The 18,603-nt window shown below is 43.5% G+C and carries 16 protein-coding genes; all 16 read left to right on the top strand.

The window, feature by feature from the left end:
- Positions 1–6: 6 nt before the first annotated feature.
- The 16 genes from flgL to prfB all read left to right on the top strand — a co-directional run bounded on the left by flgL (position 7) and on the right by prfB (position 18,570).
- Positions 7–900, top strand: a complete 894-nt coding sequence (gene flgL, locus ACQ5BJ_RS17195) for a flagellar hook-associated protein FlgL (protein ID WP_005544730.1) — start codon at positions 7–9, stop codon at positions 898–900.
- Positions 901–911: 11 nt separating this feature from the next.
- Positions 912–1,484 carry a DUF6470 family protein gene (locus tag ACQ5BJ_RS17190; protein ID WP_430111688.1) on the top strand — a complete coding sequence of 191 codons (573 nt, stop codon included), beginning with the start codon at positions 912–914 and terminating at the stop codon, positions 1,482–1,484.
- Positions 1,485–1,552: 68 nt separating this feature from the next.
- Positions 1,553–1,978: a flagellar assembly protein FliW gene (gene fliW, locus ACQ5BJ_RS17185; RefSeq protein ID WP_005544726.1), complete on the top strand. Its 426-nt coding sequence runs from the start codon at positions 1,553–1,555 to the stop codon at positions 1,976–1,978.
- 1 nt (position 1,979) lies between these two features.
- The gene (gene csrA / locus ACQ5BJ_RS17180) at positions 1,980–2,219 is read left to right on the top strand and encodes a carbon storage regulator CsrA (RefSeq protein WP_005544724.1); all 240 of its coding nucleotides are present in this window, start codon (positions 1,980–1,982) and stop codon (positions 2,217–2,219) included.
- Between the two features lie 158 nt (positions 2,220–2,377).
- Positions 2,378–3,211, top strand: a complete 834-nt coding sequence (locus ACQ5BJ_RS17175) for a flagellin (RefSeq protein ID WP_268599101.1) — start codon at positions 2,378–2,380, stop codon at positions 3,209–3,211.
- Positions 3,212–3,307: 96 nt separating this feature from the next.
- Positions 3,308–3,643, top strand: coding sequence for a flagellar protein FlaG (locus ACQ5BJ_RS17170; RefSeq protein ID WP_268599102.1), 336 nt, complete (start codon positions 3,308–3,310; stop codon positions 3,641–3,643).
- A 14-nt stretch (positions 3,644–3,657) separates the two neighbouring features.
- Entirely contained in the window at positions 3,658–5,133 is a 1,476-nt protein-coding gene (fliD, locus tag ACQ5BJ_RS17165) for a flagellar filament capping protein FliD (protein WP_430111684.1), read from the top strand.
- Between the two features lie 37 nt (positions 5,134–5,170).
- Complete coding sequence (gene fliS, locus ACQ5BJ_RS17160; protein ID WP_241751934.1) at positions 5,171–5,554, top strand: flagellar export chaperone FliS; 384 nt, start codon at positions 5,171–5,173, stop codon at positions 5,552–5,554.
- Position 5,555: 1 nt separating this feature from the next.
- Entirely contained in the window at positions 5,556–5,894 is a 339-nt protein-coding gene (locus ACQ5BJ_RS17155; protein WP_005544711.1) for a hypothetical protein, read from the top strand.
- 19 nt (positions 5,895–5,913) lie between these two features.
- Positions 5,914–9,885: an IPT/TIG domain-containing protein gene (locus ACQ5BJ_RS17150; RefSeq protein WP_430111681.1), complete on the top strand. Its 3,972-nt coding sequence runs from the start codon at positions 5,914–5,916 to the stop codon at positions 9,883–9,885.
- Positions 9,886–9,952: 67 nt separating this feature from the next.
- Positions 9,953–11,044 carry a glycosyltransferase gene (locus tag ACQ5BJ_RS17145; RefSeq protein ID WP_430111680.1) on the top strand — a complete coding sequence of 364 codons (1,092 nt, stop codon included), beginning with the start codon at positions 9,953–9,955 and terminating at the stop codon, positions 11,042–11,044.
- A 6-nt stretch (positions 11,045–11,050) separates the two neighbouring features.
- Positions 11,051–12,955 (top strand): glycosyltransferase, encoded by a 1,905-nt coding sequence (locus ACQ5BJ_RS17140; protein ID WP_430111678.1) that lies wholly within the window; start codon positions 11,051–11,053, stop codon positions 12,953–12,955.
- A gap of 285 nt (positions 12,956–13,240) precedes the next feature.
- Positions 13,241–13,438 (top strand): cold shock domain-containing protein, encoded by a 198-nt coding sequence (locus ACQ5BJ_RS17135; RefSeq protein WP_040735677.1) that lies wholly within the window; start codon positions 13,241–13,243, stop codon positions 13,436–13,438.
- A gap of 326 nt (positions 13,439–13,764) precedes the next feature.
- Entirely contained in the window at positions 13,765–14,313 is a 549-nt protein-coding gene (gene hpf / locus ACQ5BJ_RS17130) for a ribosome hibernation-promoting factor, HPF/YfiA family (protein ID WP_163978393.1), read from the top strand.
- 419 nt (positions 14,314–14,732) lie between these two features.
- Positions 14,733–17,243 (top strand): preprotein translocase subunit SecA, encoded by a 2,511-nt coding sequence (secA, locus tag ACQ5BJ_RS17125; RefSeq protein WP_268599107.1) that lies wholly within the window; start codon positions 14,733–14,735, stop codon positions 17,241–17,243.
- Between the two features lie 210 nt (positions 17,244–17,453).
- Positions 17,454–18,570 (top strand): peptide chain release factor 2 gene (gene prfB / locus ACQ5BJ_RS17120; RefSeq protein WP_157266727.1). Its coding sequence is split into 2 segments (ribosomal slippage): positions 17,454–17,525 and positions 17,527–18,570, totalling 1,116 coding nucleotides; the frame shifts between segments, so codons are not numbered across the junction.
- The last annotated feature ends 33 nt before the right edge of the window (positions 18,571–18,603 follow it).

Raw genomic sequence — 18,603 nt, 5'->3', positions numbered from 1 at the left:
AGTAACATGCGTATAACACAATCGATGATGAGCAGTTCCATGATGAAAAATTTGCAGAATAACTATAAGCGTCTTGACAAATATCAAGAGCAGCTTATGACAAATCGTCGCCTGAACCGTCCTTCCGATGACCCAGTCGGCGTGGCAAGTGCTCTGCATTATCGTGCGGAAATTAGTTCTACGACGCAATTTTCTGAGAATGTAGATGATGCTGATTCCTTTTTGAAGTTTACTGATACTGTAATGAACGAAGCTACTCAAATTGTACAGAAGTTATCAGAACTCGCTGTTCAAGGTGGTACGGATACTGTACCTAAAGATGCGCGTGAGAATATTGCTCGTGAAGTTGAACAATTATATACTCATCTGGTATCTCTAGGGAATACACAGTTTAAGGGAAGATATATTTTTAATGGACAACGTACAGATCAGAAGCCTTATCCAGATGATCCAGCTAACGAAAAGTATAGTTTAGATGATGGTATAGTACAGTATCAAGTTGGCGCGGGTATTTATGTTGATGTGAATATGTTAGGTGACAAGGTATTTGGGAAGTTTGGAGATGCTGATAACATATTTACAATTGTAAATGATATGAAAACTGCATTGCTCAACGACAATACTAGTGGAATTTCAGGGGCAATTCCTAAGCTGCAAGGAATGTTAGAAAAGCTGGTAATAGGGCAAGCAGAGGTTGGGGCTAAACAAAATCGTTTGGAATTTACGACGAGCCGTTTAGAAGATCTAAATCTGAATTATATTGACCTACAATCAAAAACGGAAGATATTGATATGCCTAAGGTGATCACAGAATTAAAGACTGCAGAAAGCATATTCCAAGCTTCTCTTGACACAATTGCACGTATTTCACGCCCAAGTCTGCTAGATTTCTTACGATAGGGTGATAGGGGATGAATATACCTCATATCCAGATCAATCAACAATTCTCAAGAGTCGGCTTGGAGCGCGAGGCAGGTAAGTTGAATATTGAAACTCCGCCTTCACGATTAGAAATCTCGCAGCAGCAAGTGTCCGTTCAGATGGATCGCAGCGATGGGAAATTGAATATTGATTCGCGTAAAGCCTGGTCAGCCTTGGGAAGGGCTAGATTTGAGGAAGTGACGGATCGAATCGCGCAAGAATCACTCCAAATCTCGATGCAGAACATTGCGAACTTAGCGAGCGAAGGCGATCGCATGATGGCATTCCACAAAAAGGAAAATGCCTTTGGAGAGATAGCAAGAGAGCGAATGTTTCGACAATATCCAATCGAAATATGCGGTATGCCAAGTTATGATAATGTCGACGTAGAATACACTCCGGGCGAATTGAAGACAGAGTGGAATCCCGGCGGCGTACATTTTAATTTTGAGCGTACGATCCCGAAAATGGAGTTTTATCCTGGCAAGGTGAATCCGTACTTGATTCAGAATAACTATATCTTTTTTTCGAGTAGCGGCAAACAATTAGATGCAGTAGTATAGAAGGTATGAAGTAGCTATATAGAACGATTGATGTTCTTTATAGCTATTTTATTTTGGGAGGGATTAGAATGGTAGTGCGATCTGCGCGACTTGGCGATTTTCATGTTGAAGAAAAAGATATGATTGCGTTTCACGATGGCATTTTGGGATTTCCAGAATCTAAGGGGTATGCATGGGTTCATTCAATCGAGCCTAATTTGCCGATAGAGTGTTTACAGTGCGCCATAAACGAACAATTAACATTTATGATCGTCGATCCGTTTTTGTTTGCTCCTGAGTATGAGTTCGAGCTTAGCGAGGAAATAAAGCAAACTTTGAATATAACATCCGAAGAGCAAATTGTTGTCCGTGTTATTCTTACGGCCAGATCCGATTCTAACACAACCTTGAACTTAAGAGCCCCATTAATTATAAACGTAACTAATAATCAAGCTGCTCAAATTATTTTGGACGGCCCTCAATATCAGTTGCAGTATCCAATAGGGAGGGGATAGTATGCTGGTGCTTACGAGAGCCAAAGGTCAAAAAATTATGATTGGACAAGACATTGTTTTGACCGTGGTAGAGGTAAATGGCGACCAGGTAAGGCTTGGAATCGATGCTCCTTCGGATATTTCCGTATACAGAGAGGAAATATTTCAAAGCATTAAAGAACAAAACGAAATTGCTGCAAAGTCTGATCTATCGAAAGAGCAACTTGAAGTTCTAAAGATGATGCTGAAGAAAAAAAGTTGAATAAAAAATGATTTAGCTATAAACTTCGACAAACCAATGCCGATATATAAAATAGTAGGTCAAACGTATGATTCTATCGGCCGAAGAACAGACCTTGACCAATAGGGTGTAAGCAAGGAAGCGAGCACCATAAAACGATTCCAGGGAGGAACTTAATTATGCGTATTAATCACAATATCAGCTCTTACAATGCTCATCGTCAATTGACGACTAACAACTTCTCTCAAGCTAAATCTTTGGAGAAATTGTCTTCCGGATACCGCATCAACCGTGCTGCGGACGACGCTGCAGGTCTTGCGATCTCCGAAAAAATGCGTAACCAAATCCGCGGTTTGGAACAAGCTTCCAAGAATGCTTTGGACGGTATCTCTTTGATCCAAACAGCTGAAGGTGCTTTGAATGAAACTCATTCCATGCTTCAACGCATGTCCGAATTGATGGTTCAAGGTGCGAACGAAGTGTTGACAACTACAGATGCTAAGAAAATCGACGCTGAAGTGAATCAACTTCGTTCCCAAATCGATGATATCGCGAAGCAAACACAATTCAACACGAAGAAATTGTTGAATGCAGCTTCCACTGTAATTTTCCAAGTTGGTGCAAATTCCGGGGAAACAATTTCCTTGGCTTTGAAAAAAGCAGACTCTACTGCTCTTTCCATCGACAAAACTGCTGTAACAGAATTGTCCGCTGCTGCGGGTAAATTGAATGCTACAGCGGCTTCCAACTTGACAGCGATCCAAACTGCAATTGATGCTGTTTCCGGAATTCGTTCCGATTTGGGTGCTGTTCAAAACCGTCTTGAGCACACAATCAACAACTTGGGAACAACTGCAGAGAACTTGCAAGCTGCTGAATCCCGTATCCGTGACGTTGACATGGCTAAAGAAATGTCCGAATTCACGAAGAACAACATTCTTCAACAAGCTGCTACAGCAATGCTGGCGCAAGCTAACCAACAACCTCAAGGAGTACTGCAATTGCTCCGTTAATGCAGGCTCTGGGCCGGCCGGGATACCGGTCGGCCTTTTTTAATAGGAACATTCGTTTCAACCGATTAACCTATTAATTTTGAGGGGATTGCAGATATGAGGATTGAACACCGTCCGCACAATGTTTTCCCTAATCCGTTAACCTTACAAGATATTGCATCATTGAGCATGGAAAGCACGGGAAAAGAATCAGGGCAGTACCATGGAAAAAAATACTCTTTAGAAGAAATGATAGATAAGTGCAATGAAGCATTAAGCGTTAACCAAACCCACATCCAAGTCAAAATACACGAAAAGACCAATACGATCATGGTCATGGTTATTCGAAACGATACGGAAGAGGTTATACGTGAAATACCAAGTGAAAAGATTTTGGATATGATGTACAACATCTGTATTCGAGCGGGTGTTTTTTTTGATGAAAGAATGTAGGAGGTGCCAGAAAAATGCCAAGCATCGGTGGACCAATTCGGATAAGCGGTTTGTCTTCGAACATGGATATTGATAAATTAGTTAGCGATTTAATGAAAAGCGAAAAAATGCCCCTGAACAAGCTGAACAGAAAGAAGCAACTTGTACTGTGGCAACGCGAGGATTATCGTACGGCTAATACTGCATTATTGAACTTCAGAAATGCGGCGAACGATATTCGATTTGAAAGCTCGTTCAATAAAACGAAAGCCTCTTCATCTAATGAAAAGGTCGCTGGGGTTGTTACGAGCAACAGCAGCATAGCGAGCGCTTTTCAAATCAGAGTAGACAAATTAGCCACATCCGCAACGACGATAGGCGGCCCGATGACCGCCGACCTTAGTAAGCCTCTTAATGAGGCGGGAATGATTAATATCAACGGCGTGGATATAGAAGTTAAAGCAGATGATGATATAGATGCGATAATAGCGAATATCAATGCGCAAGCCAATAAAAGCGGCGTGCAGGCTTCTTTTGACAAAAATACAAAGCGCATAACGTTGATGTCCAAAGAATCGGGTTCAAGCGCAAAAATCGATATATCGCTTCCGAGTAATTTGCAGGGCGTGCTCAATATTACTCCAGGCAGTTCTACAGGTTCGGATGCGGAATATAGCGTAAATAATTCTGCGCCCATAACGTCTACAAGCAATACTATTAACGTCAATGGCGTTCAATTGCAGCTGAAAGATGTTGGCCAAACATCGATCGGCGTAGAATCCGACAAATCCGGTTTGATAGACAAAATTAAAAACTTCGTAACCAAATACAATGAGATGGTCGACCAGGTTTCTACCATGACGACGACAAGACGCAATCGCGACTATACGCCGCTCACGGAAGAAGAAAAAGAGGCCATGTCAGAAAAACAAATCGAGATGTGGGAGAAAAAAGCGCGTCAAGGAACATTATATGGCGACAGCATGCTTCAGGGGGCGTTACAATCTTTAAGAAGCTCTCTAAGCCTTCCAGTGGCAGGTATTCCGAGCGGCGAATTGAATATGTTGTCTCAAATCGGAATTACAACGTCGAAAAACTATAAAGACAACGGCAAATTGGAGATCGATGAAAAGAAATTGACGGATGCGATCAATAACCAATTTGATGAGGTTAAGCAATTATTTCTGAAGACATCTTCAACAAAGCCGGATACGCCGGAGAACATTAAGCAGCGTCGTTCCGAATTGGGGATCGGCGATCGATTATACGAAGAAATCGATGCGCAAATGAAAAAAGTAACGAAAAAGATGGGCTCCGCGACCCTGTTAGAATCCATTGATGACAGCGTTATTGGTCGACAATTAAAAGATATCAATGATCAAGAGAAGCAATGGGTAAGAAAACTGCAGGATATTGAAAATCGTTATTACAAGAGATTTACTGCAATGGAAAAGGCGATGCAGAAGTTGAATAGTCAAGGTTCATGGCTTGCACAACAATTAGGACAATAATGCTTCGACAAGAATGAAAACTGATGGAGAGATGTTAATGATGCAGAACGCGAGACAACAGCAATATTTGAAAGTTCAGGTAGAGACAGCTAGTCCTGGTGAATTGACATTATTACTTTATCAGGAGATGGTCAAATCATTGCTTCGAGCAAAGCAATTATATTCTCAACATCAGTATGCAGAGATGAACGACAGCTTGCATAAGGTGCGTTCGATTCTTAACGAACTGATCGTGACACTTAATACAGACTATGATATTGCAAAGGATTTGGCTAATCTCTATATGTTCTACAATCAGCATATCGCACAGTTCATCATCAGCAGAGATGTCAAAATGCTTGACGATGTATTGGAATTCGCTAAGGGAATGGTCGAAACCTGGAAGCAGGCACTGCTGCAATTAAAGACGGGTGGAAAGTAATATGAGTAACAATGAAAATCACCCTTCAGAAATTGTTGGCAGAATGATATCTATATATCGTCAGCTTCTACAGGACTACCAATTTGAGCGTTATGAGGAGTTCGCGCCCGAGCTGGATGAGATCTATGCCAAATTGAAGCAAAGCACGCTAACTGTTGCAATTCATTCTGATCTTGCCTTAGTCAAGGAGTTGCACGAACAACTCGTACAGTTCATTCTTGAAGATAAAAATGCACAGAACCGAGACATCCAAAAATTGGGGGCAGGGAACAGGACAGCTAATCCGTATACGAAGTTAATGTCCTCTACGACTCCTTACTTCTTTGATCAAAAACAGTAACTTGGGGAGGCCTATATTAATGAAGAAGTTCATGCCAAAGTGGCTGAATCTCTTACTAATTATTATGCTCGCAGCTGTTAATGTCCCAATATCAGCTGCAGCAAGTGGAGTTCAAGCAGACCAAATTGTAAATGTTGAGAAATCGGTAAACCCCTTGAGCATGGTAGAAGGGGAAGAGACTGAAGTTACTCTCAACGTTAAGGGCTCAAACCCGGTCAATTACGTAAAGCCAAACGATATCATCCTTATCATTGACCGATCGGGCAGTATGATGCCGTCAAAATCAAATAACAATGAAGATAGAATAGGAAATGCGAAAGCGGCTGCTAAAGGCTTCGTTAATCTTGTGGACTTTACAAAGCATCAGATTGGTATCGTCGATTTTAGTACGACGCTTACTTCTAAGCCAATGACCACAAATGCGGGTGATTTGAACAAATACGTGGATCAGATTACGGCTGGGGGAGGCACGGCAACGGCGGATGCTATCGAGAGTGCAAGAGGTTTGCTGCACAACCATCGTCCCGATGCGCAGCCAGTCATTATCTTGTTGACGGATGGGGAAGCAACTCATCCTCAACCGGTAGAGAACGCCCGCAAGGCGGCGTTGGAGCAAGCTAAGCTGGCAAAACAAGAGGGCATCGTGTTTTATACGGTTGCTTTGCTGTTGCCGGATGAAGATCCAACCAAAAGTGCACCGAATTTATTGATGAAGGAAATGGCCACGACGGCTCAGCATCATCATTTTGTATTAGGTGCAAATGGACTGAATGAAATTTACCAAGCGATCGTTAAAGAAATCGGCTTGGCAAGTGCATATGATGTTACGGTTACCGATTCGGTTGCACCCGAATTTGAAATTGTGCCTGGATCCTATGAGAATAATATTCCACAGCCAACCGTAAAGGGAAATACGCTGGAATGGAAATTCCTTGAGCTGAAAAATGAAGTCCTAACTTTTAAATACAAGATTCGTCATATTAAAGGTTCCAAGGTTGGCGATCTTTCGGTAGGCTCAGAAAAAATTAAAATCGATTATAAAGATCATGTAGGCACTCGACAGGCATTTGAAGTTGAGCATCCTCATGTTAACGTTACATATCCTGCCCCTGTCATCACGACGGTTGTTCAAGATAACGGAGATGTGGCAGGTGGTCAAAAAGTTGAGATTTCCGGTAAAAACTTCCGTCCGCAACCGACTGTTTTATTTGGCGATAAGGAAGCAGCTTCGGTTGAATATGTAAGTCCCGAAAAGCTGGTCGTAGTGACGCCGACGGGGGTGCAAGGGGAAGTTACCCTTACCGTCAAGAACGATGATGGTCAACAAGCGACGGCAAAATTCCGCTATCATGCGCAGCCTGTCATTGCGGAAATTGTACCGAATAAAGGGCCTGTATCCGGGGGGAATGAAGTAGTCATTAAGGGTGATTATTTCATGAATGGCGCTGTCGTTAAGTTCGGAGACAACTCCGCCACGACCAACTCGGTTACCCAAAAGGAAATAAAGGTAAAAGCTCCTGCATCAACAAACAGCGGAGCGGTTATGGTTGAAGTAACAAACCCTGACGGTACGAAAGTTAATATGCCAAATGGGTATACGTATATTGAAGGGCCTAAAATCACATCTATTACTCCGAATGTCGGATCGACTTTGGGTGGAGAACAGGTAACGATTACAGGTTCTCAATTCGAGCAAGATATTAAGCTGTTCCTTAAAAATAAGGAAGTTCCTGTTGAATTTATTTCTGCAACTGAACTGCGTTTTGTAACTCCAGCTTGGAGCACAGCCGAATCCGTAGACGTTAAAATCGTCAATCCGGACTTGCAAGAAGCTGTAATGGTTAATGGATACAAATATGAGTATCCCGCACCGATCATCGAATCCATTTCGCCCACTGAAGGGCCAATTGAAGGCAACACGCTGGTTAATGTCAAAGGTAATCATTTCAGAGAAGGTGCTAAGCTGTACTTTGACGATAAACAAATTTCCGTTGTGACAGTGGTAGATTCCAACACGATCCGAATCAGAACGCCGCAATGGACTACTGGAAGCTTAGTAAGCCTCAAAGTAGTCAATTCGGACGGCAAGGAAGCAGTAAAGAAAGATGCGTATCAATATTTGACGCCTCCGGCTCCAGAATTATTGACGGTGAATCCAGACAAGGGTTCCACTCTGGGTTCAGAAGTGGTAACTCTGACCGGTAAAAATTTTGCTTCCGGTTTAAAAGTTCTATTTAATAATACCAATGTTGTGGTTTCGGCTGTTACGCCTGATAGCGTTACGATCAAAACTCCTAAATGGGCAGCAGAAGAGACTGTTGATGTAACCGTTATGAGTGCGGACGGCCAAGTCAGTACATTAAAGCAAGCATATACATTTGTTGCGCCACCGCCTCCACCGGGACCTAAAATTGAGAGCGTAAACCCGGCTTCCGGACCTGTAAGCGGCGGGAATATCGTATACATTAATGGTGAAAATTTCAAAGATGGCTTTAAACTTTATTTAGGAAGCCAACAGATTACCGCAACTGCTTTTCTAAGTGATAAGCAATTACGCGTTAGAATACCAGAGATGCGTACGCCTGGAAAAGTAGATGTCGTAGTGACTAATCCGGATGGACAATCCGCGACCTTAAAGGAAGGTTATGAATTGTTGTCGCCACCGGCGCCAACGGTCGTTAAGGCGAATCCTGATAATGGTTTGATAGCCGGCGGGACTACTGTTACGGTAACGGGGACTAACTTCTCCTCTAATAATAAGTTAATGATTGGAGATAAGCCGGTAACATTTACGTTCGTGTCCAATAGCGAACTTCGTTTCAAGACTCCTGCGTGGTCCAAAGCTGAGAGCGTAAGTATTACAGTCTCGGACGTGTATAATCAAGAAGGAAAACTAGACGGAGCGTTTACGTACAAAGAACCGGAGAAAGATCCAGCACCAACGGTTGATGGCATTTCTCCAAATGAAGGTTACCTCGCCGGAGGAAAGGCATCGTTCGTAAGCGGTAAGGGCTTTAAAGATGGTGCTAAAGTTTCTGTCGGTGGCAAGGATGCAGTGACTGTATTTATGAGCAGCGAGCAATTGAAAGTTCTTATGCCAAGTTGGCCGCAAGAGGAAGTCGTAGATATTAAGGTAACGAATCCGGATGGACAGTCCGTGGAACTTCCTAAGGCCTTTTCTTATGTAACGCCGCCACCGCCACCTAAACCAGAAATTGTTTCTCTTTCCCCAGACAAGGGAACGATGAAGGGCGATCAAATCGTTACAGTGAAAGGCTCGAATTTCGTGGACGGAGCAGTAATTTCATTGGGTAGCAAGAAGGTAGTTACAGTATTTGTGAGTGATACTGAACTTCGGATTCGTACTGTTGCATGGACACAACCAGAAAGCGTAGACGTCACGGTGACTAATCCGGACGGACAATCTGCTGTATTGGCAGCGGGCTATACCTTTGAGCTTCCGCCGCCTCCGACAATTGCGAATATTACGCCGGATTCAACCGTATATAACAGTCCTATCGTAATTGCCATTAACGGTGAAAACTTCGATTCAGGATCACAAGTTTACTTTAATGACGTAGCAACAGTCACTACATTTGTAAGCAGTACTCAGTTGAAGGTAAGAACACCTCAATGGGCAAAACCTGAAAGTGTTAACGTCAAAGTGGTATCAAGTCTTGGCCAGGAAGGTTTTCTTCCTAACGGGTTTACTTATAAGCCAGTTCCGCCTAAACCGGCTCCAGTTATCACGGAGTTGAAGGCTACAAGTGGATCTTCATCTGGCGGACATATCTTTTACATTAACGGAGCTAACTTCGTAGATGGAACTACCGTTTATTTCGGCGGAGTGAAGGCCATTACGGTATTTGTAGATTCTACTTCGTTGAAAGTCAGAACGCCATCTTCGCCTGTCAAAGGTCCGGTTGACGTAAAAGTCGTGAACCCAGATGGACAAGAAGGCATTGTTGCCGGAGGATACACTTATAACTAATGCTTAAGTAAAGGATACGGTGTCTAGTTTTCTAGGCGCCGTATCTTTTATAAAAGGGATGTGGATAATGAAATCTTTAATTTCCGCTTGCATGATTGTCAAAGACGAAGAATCCTTTATAAAGGAGAGTATTGCTTCGGTACTTCCGTATGTGGAAGAGGTTGTAGTGGTTGACACAGGTTCCAAGGATGATACCGTTTCAATAGCATCCTATATGGGGGCAAAAACGATAGAAATGCCCTGGCAAGGCGATTTTAGCAAGGCGCGAAATGCGGCGATTCAACATTCGAATCTTCCAATAGTTCTTATGATTGACGCAGACGAACGGCTAGATCATCGCACTGTTCAAGCGTTACATGATACCGCACGTTTTTTGAACGAAAATAAGAGCAAGGCAGCCAGAATACGAATTCGAAATTATACGGATGATGCAAATACATCCATTAGTTACGCAACCAGAATGTTCCCGAATAACGGGAAATTCAAATATATGGGGCGTATACATGAACAGTTATGTAAGGAAGGAAATGTACCAGAAAGTATCGATACAGATATCGAATTTAATCATTTTGGTTACATGCAAGAAGTTATTGATCAAAAACAGAAAATTACGCGAAATATTGAATTGTTAAGAAAAGAAGCCTCGGAAAACGAGGATAACTCATATATTACATATCAATTAGGCAAAACACATGCTATCCAAAAGGAATATGCCGAGGCAGAAATATATCTTCGTCAGGCTTATCAGTCAGCATCGCAAGATTCCCATTATTGCCTGCCTAATATCATCTATTCTTTATGTCATGTTCTGCTGCAAGTGAAAAAATACAACGATTTTTCGTCTATTATTGATGAGGCCATTACTCTGTACCCTGATTATACGGATTTATATTTTATGAAGGGTCGTGCAATCGTCGATAATTTGGACGTAACTCAATTTCACTTAGTTCCGCAGTTGTTTGAGCGCTGCGTAGAGCTGGGTGAAGTATCAAATACGCAATATGAATCTCATGTGGGAGTCGGTACATTCAAGGCTCTTTATAATTTGGGCATCTATTATGAAATGGCGGGACAGAAGCAGCAAGCCTTGGACTGTTATGAACGATGTAGTGAATTCGGCTTTAAGCCTGCTATGGAACGATTGCTCTTGTTACGATAAAACAACATGACTGAAGGAGAATGTGTTATGACACGTCCCAAGATCTCATTATGTATGATTGTGAAAAATGAAGAGTCTTGTTTGGAAAGATGTTTGGACAGCGTGAAAAATATTGTGGATGAGATCGTAATCGTAGATACGGGATCTACTGATCGGACTTTGCAAATATTAGAGGAACGCGGAATTACAGCTCATCATTATAATTGGAATCATCATTTTGGCGATGCACGAAACCATGCGATATCTTTTGCGACCGGGGAGTATATTTTACAGCTCGATGCCGATGAGTATTTGGACGAATCGACAAAGGGTGTATTGAAGGAACCCTTAGATTGCGATTGCTACATACTAAAGATTAGAAATGACCTGGGGTCGGGATTTAACGAGGTCCATTCTTCCATTAGACTGTTCAGAAATTCACCAAAAATTAAATATGTAGGCGCGCTGCATGAGCATATTGATACAGAGACTACAAAATTAAAACATGGAAAATTATCCGTCCTTATACATCATGACGGTTATCAACAATCCGTAATCGATAAGAAAAACAAAAACAAGAGAAACATGCAGATCATAAAAAAAGAAGCCAAATTAAATCCGGATGCATTCAATTTATACAATCTTGGAGTTCAGCTTAAAATTGAAGGTGAACACTTGGCTGCGATTGATGCATTTAAGAAATCGTTTGCTGCGGGAAGCAACTACACCTTTACGCCAAAACTGCTTGTATATTTGGGACAAAGTCTAATGGAGCTTAACAGGCACGAAGAATCGCTTGCAGTGTTCCGGGACAGTATCGCTTTATATCCTACGTATACAGATTTGCATTATTTCAAAGGCTTCGTATATGAAAAGATCGAATACTTCCGGGATGCCGAAGCATGCTACAAAAAATGTTTAGAGATTGGCGAAGTGTCGGAAACGTACCATAATTCCCAAGAAGGCGTCGGCTCTTATTTGGCCCATGCCCAGCTAGCTGAATTATATTTGAAAGAGGAACGTCGGGAAGAGTCGCTGAACCATGCATTAGAAGCGCTGAAAGGAAGCAAAAATAGTTTTCCGACATTGAAAGTTTTTCTGAACATTTTCCCTGGCGGGGATAGAAAGCAGCTATATGGGATACTCAAACAAGTATGGAACTTGGATTCGGACAAGGATCTGGAATTGCTGCTGATTGCCCTGTACCAGATGCGTCATCCATTGTTACTGAATTATGTTGAGGAATATAATGTCTCTATACCGTATGAAATGCAAAGATTCCTGCTTCTTATGGATAAAAAATACGAAGAGGTGCTTGAGAGGGAAGCGGTCAACGGGGAGCTTGCAAGGGATCAATCTTCTCAATATGGCCGAGATATGTTGTTGCTTTCGTTTGTGACAAGAGACGAAAATCTTTATAACAGAGCTTCCTTGGATATAAATCTTAATCAAAAAGAATCAAAAATTTTAAAAAAGATGATTCAAGGCATGGTTTTATCTGAAAAAGATTTATCTAACGAATTTTATAAATATGTCTCCGATTTATTGGAGGATGTGCTGCATGCTCAAGAGTTTGATATCATCGATTATTTTGGCAGCCATGTTCATGATCCGTACATTAGACTGATTTTAAGTGAAAAACTAGTTCAGTATGGCTTCCATGAAGTTGCCCTGAATGTTCTCTTGGAGAGCGACTCCCCTAAACTTAACGCACGCATATTTGAAATCGCAGCAAAAGCTTTGAAGTTGAACGGAGATGATGAATCTAGCTACTATTACTACCGTAAATGCAGCGAAATCGATCCATCATTTAAAATTTGGAGTCAATTGTATGATATCTGCGTTGAACGCGGCGAAAACATGAAGGCAAGCATGTATTTGGATAAAATGCGCCATTTAAAACCTGTTTCCGAATGGTTGAATATGAAGTAAATGAGATCTGTATATACTCTTTTGAGAGCGTGATTTTTCAGATTTTACGGGAACGGGCTATAGGATGAAGTTTGTTTTATGAACATTCTATAAGCCCGTGCCTTTTGATTTTATTTTAGGGGAATGGCCGAGAACGATTGTGAATAATAACCAAAAAATATTACAGATTAAATAATAAGAAAAATATCCCTTTCCTCATTGACAACGCTTCCACCCGGTGATATAGTCAAACTTGTGGAGGATAAAAACTCCACGGCATTTGAAGATGAAGGGAATGTTATCGACATGCAAGGTAAAGTAAAATGGTTCAACGCTGAAAAAGGTTATGGCTTCATCGAAACTGCAGAAGGCAACGACGTATTCGTACACTTCTCCGCTATCCAATCCGAAGGATTCAAGACTTTGGAAGAAGGTCAATCCGTAGAATTCGATATCGTTGAAGGCGCTCGCGGTCCACAAGCGGCTAACGTAATCAAACTGTAATCATACCCGACGTGAGTCGAATTATATATGATTCCGATTAGCTACACGCCCCTGGCTTAATGCCAGGGGTTTTTATATTTTGGTAGTGGTTATTTATTTGTTCTGTGGCTGTATCCCAAGGCTACTTATAGCCTGCTTATAAGTAAGTTGCCATTTGATGTAATACGGCAGACGTAATACAGCTTCTCTGACAACCTTTTATATCGTTTCACCTTCTCCACTGAGGGGTAATGAAGGATACGGAATTGTAAACGGATTGTAACCGTTTTTTTGATTCCTCCATCATAGCTATGGTATAATAGAAGTATCCAAAGGAGGAGTGCTATATGGAATATAAAGTTCGAGGTCAGAACATTGAAGTTACAGACGCACTACTTGACTATGTCGAAAAGAAATTGAGCCGACTGGAACGGTATTTTGAAACTCCCCCTGCTTCAGGCGCTAATGTTACACTCAGCGTTACGAAGGATGTACACAATATTGAAGTAACAATCCCATTACCGGGTTTGCTGCTGCGGGCTGAAGATCGAAGCAAGGACATGTATGCATCGATCGATGGTGTCGTAGACAAGTTGGAACGGCAAATCCGCAAGCATAAAACGAAAGCCAACCGCAAGTTCCGTCAGGTTGGTGCGGCAGAGCAGCTGTTCCGTGAGCAGTCCACATCAACACCAGTTGCGGTTGAAGAAGAGGATGATCTTGAAGTCGTACGGACGAAGCGCTTTACGCTGAAGCCGATGGACGTTGAAGAAGCAATCCTGCAGATGAATATGATTGGCCACAATTTCTTCGTATTCTCGAATGCGGAGAGCAAGGAAGTCAATGTTGTATACCGCCGCGATGACGGCCGTTATGGCTTGATTGAACAAGGCTAAGAACGGGAATATTGAGGTTTCGGATGCCAATATAGGCAGAGAACCCTAGAATCTACCCGATTACCAAAAAAGGACTGAGCCTATTTCCACAACGGAATGGGCTCTTTTCACGTATATAATAGTATGGCATTACAGAAGGCTGGACTTGTATATCAATTGTTCAATACCTTCTAATATTATCTTGTAAATGTTTGTTTTGTTGCTGGAAGCAGGATTGCCCACGGTATGCCGCTACATTCGTGTGAAAATGTGATGAAAGATCGCCGAAAACATGCCCTGCGGCGGTTGCGGGACCCTGTTGAAACTGTTACAATTTATTGCAAAACGAGTCGATGTTACCGTTCTATATGCAGAAGCTTGAATGTGGTATAGAGAACGGCCATAAAATCACGATCGGATTTGCATGAAAGGGGTTAAGCATGCTAGGACTTGTAAAGAAAATATTCGGCGATGCCAACGAACGCGAAGTTAAGCGGCTCATGAAGACGGTTGAGGTTATTAACGGTCTGGAACCCGAATTCGAGAAATTATCCGATGAACAATTGAAATCGAAGACGGAGGAATTCCGTGAGCGTCTTGCAAAGGGCGACACATTGGATCAGCTCTTGCCAGAAGCCTTCGCTACTGTGCGTGAAGCTGCAAAGCGTACGCTGGGCATGCGCCATTATGATGTACAAATGCTTGGTGGTATGGTACTTCATGAAGGCAAAATTGCTGAGATGAAGACAGGTGAGGGGAAGACACTCGTCGGAACACTTCCTGTATATTTGAACGCGTTGGAAGGGAAAGGCGTACACGTCGTTACCGTTAACGATTACTTGGCATCCCGCGATAGCGAGATTATGGCCCAAGTATATAACTTCCTGGGGATGACGGTTGGTTTGAACCTTTCCGGCATGGATCACAATATGAAGCAGGAAGCATATGCGTGCGATATTACGTATGGTACGAACAACGAGTACGGTTTCGACTACCTGCGTGACAACATGGTGCTTTACAAAGAGCAGATGGTTCAGCGTCCACTGAACTTCGCGATTATTGACGAAGTGGACTCCATTCTTATTGACGAAGCACGTACGCCGCTTATCATTTCTGGACAAGCTGCTAAGTCTACAGAGCTTTACTTCGTTGCAGATCGGTTCGTTAGCCGCTTGAAAGGTGAAGAGGATTACACGATTGATGTGAAGACGCGTCAAGTTGCCCTTACCGAAGCAGGAGTGGCGAAGGCGGAGAAAGCACTCGGCGTGGAGAACCTGTTCGACGTGAAGAACGTAACGTTGAATCACCATATTCAACAAGCGTTGAAGGCTCATGCAATTATGCGCTTGGATGTTGATTATGTCGTAAATGACGGCGAAATCGTCATTGTCGACGAGTTCACAGGCCGTATGATGGCTGGACGTCGCTACAGCGACGGCTTGCACCAAGCGATCGAGGCGAAGGAAGGCCTTGAGGTGCAAAATGAGAGCATGACGCTCGCAACAATTACATTCCAGAACTACTTCCGTATGTATCGCAAGCTTGCCGGTATGACTGGTACAGCGAAGACAGAGGAAGAAGAATTTAAGAGCATTTACGGCTTGGAAGTTATCCAAGTGCCGACAAATAAGCCGAACCAGCGTAAGGATATGCCGGATGTCGTCTATAAGTCGGAAAATGCGAAATATAACGCGGTAGTCGAGGAAATCGTGAAGCGCCACAAAAATGGCCAGCCAGTCTTGGTTGGTACAGTGTCGATTGAGAACTCTGAGCGCTTGTCTGACATGCTTCGCCGCAAAGGTATAAAACATCAGGTATTGAATGCGAAGTACCATGCGGAGGAAGCGAATATCATTTCTAGCGCAGGTGAACCGAACCAAGTTACTATCGCTACGAACATGGCGGGTCGCGGTACGGACATTATCTTGGGCGAAGGCGTATCGGCATCAGGCGGGTTGCATATTATCGGTACAGAGCGTCATGAGAGCCGTCGTATCGACAACCAGCTTCGCGGACGTGCCGGACGTCAGGGCGATCCAGGCTCCTCGCAGTTCTATCTGTCCTTGGAGGACGAGCTGATGCGCCGTTTCGGTGCGGATAACGTACTGGGCATGATGGAACGTCTCGGATTTGAAGAGGATCAGCCAATTGAATCCAAGCTGATTACGCGTGCTGTGGAATCTGCACAGAAGCGGGTAGAAGGCAACAACTTCGACTTACGTAAAGTCGTCCTGCAATATGATGATGTCATGAACCAACAGCGCGGTATCATTTACAAGCAGCGCTATGAGGTGCTTGACTCCGAAAATATCCGCCAAATTGTGTTGGATATGATTAAGCCATGCATCGAGCGTGTCGTAGATGCACACTGTAACGAAGATGATATTCCAGAGAACTGGGATCTTGAAGAAATTGTAAACTACATGCATCGTCAGATGCTTGACGAGGGTACAATTACGAAGGATGACCTGTGGGGCAAGGAAAAGGAAGAAATTACGGAATTCCTGTTCGGCAAGGTTATGGAGAAATATACAGAACGCGAAGAGCGCATTGGGCCAGAACTTGTGCGTGAATTCGAGAAGGTTGTCGTGCTTCGTGCCGTGGACTCCAAGTGGATGGATCATATCGATGCAATGGATCATTTGCGTCAAGGGATTCACCTACGTGCTTACGGCGGTACGGATCCGCTGCGTGAATACCAATTCGAGGGCTACGAAATGTTCAACAGCATGGTAGCTTCGATTCAAGAAGAAGTATCTACGTACATCATGAAGGCACATGTAGAGCAAAACGTTGAGCGTCAAGCTGTCGTGGAAGAAAGCAAGATGTCCACGAATGCAGAGCCGGCGGAAAAGCGCCCTGTCGTGAAAGGCGAAGTTATTGGCCGTAACGATCAGTGCCCTTGTGGAAGCGGCAAGAAATATAAGCAATGTCACGGTAAGCAAGACTAATAAGGTTTAGAGATTTGTATGCCGATTGAGGTTATGAACGCTCTTATATCGGACATACAATACAGCAAAAGCATACATCATTGTGGATAGATGCCAATGCGAAATCTCCACATGATAGACCCGAACGGGCGGCCGTATAGCCGCCCGTTGTTCGGGAGAAGGAAGCGACACAGCTCCCTTCCTAACCAATTTTACCGAGGTGGTATTATGATGATCGACGCAAGTGTACGTCACAATATGCGCAGCATCGCAGCTAAACTTACAAACCTTAGGGGGTCTCTTTGACTTCGATCTGAAGCAAGAGATGATTGCCAACTTCGAGGAGAAGATGGCCGCACCGGACTTCTGGGATGACAATGACAAAGCGCAAGGACTTATCTCCGAGCTCAATGCAATCAAGAGCATTGTCGAGCAGTATGGGAAGCTGAAGCAGGATTATGAAGACAACGAGATGATGCTGGAGCTGGCAGAGGAAGAGGATGATGAATCGCTGGCTGAGGAACTGACAGCTAGTGTAGAGAAGCTACTGTCCAGTATCGAGAATTTCGAGCTTCAACTCCTGCTGAGCGAGCCTTATGATAAAATGAACGCCATTTTGGAGCTGCATCCAGGTGCAGGCGGAACCGAGTCTCAAGACTGGGGCCAAATGCTTCTGCGCATGTATACACGTTGGGCAGAGAAGCGCGGCTTCAAGGTCGAAGTACTGGATTATCTGCCAGGCGACGAAGCGGGCATTAAGAGCGTAACGCTGCTTATTAAAGGGTATAACGCTTACGGCTATCTGAAGGCGGAGAAGGGCGTACATCGTCTCGTTCGTATCTCGCCATTTGATTCCTCTGGCCGCAGACATACGTCATTCGTATCCTGCGACGTCGTGCCTGAGATTACAGACGACGCAGAAATTGAAATTCGTACAGAGGATCTGAAAGTCGATACGTACCGCGCGAGCGGTGCAGGTGGTCAGCACATCAATACGACGGATTCCGCTGTTCGGATTACCCATATACCAACAGGCATCGTCGTGACGTGTCAGACAGAGCGTTCGCAGATCAAGAACCGTGAGCGTGCCATGACCCATCTTCGTTCCAAATTGTATGAACGCAAGATTGAGGAACAACAGAAGCAGTTAGCAGAAATCCGTGGTGATCAGATGGACATCGCATGGGGCAGCCAAATTCGCTCCTATGTATTCCATCCGTACAGCATGGTCAAGGACCACCGGACGCAGGTGGAAACCGGAAATGTCGGCGCCGTGATGGACGGCGACTTGGATACGTTTATTGACGCGTACTTGAGAACCTTAATTCAACCATCATCTGAAGCATAATAAGTTGGTACCGACTGCACATACCTGCGCCGA

It is taken from the genome of Paenibacillus sp. B1-35 (assembly GCF_050474385.1).
GTDB lineage: Bacteria > Bacillota > Bacilli > Paenibacillales > Paenibacillaceae > Paenibacillus_B > Paenibacillus_B alvei.
This window is presented reverse-complemented; position numbering and strand designations above follow the sequence as displayed.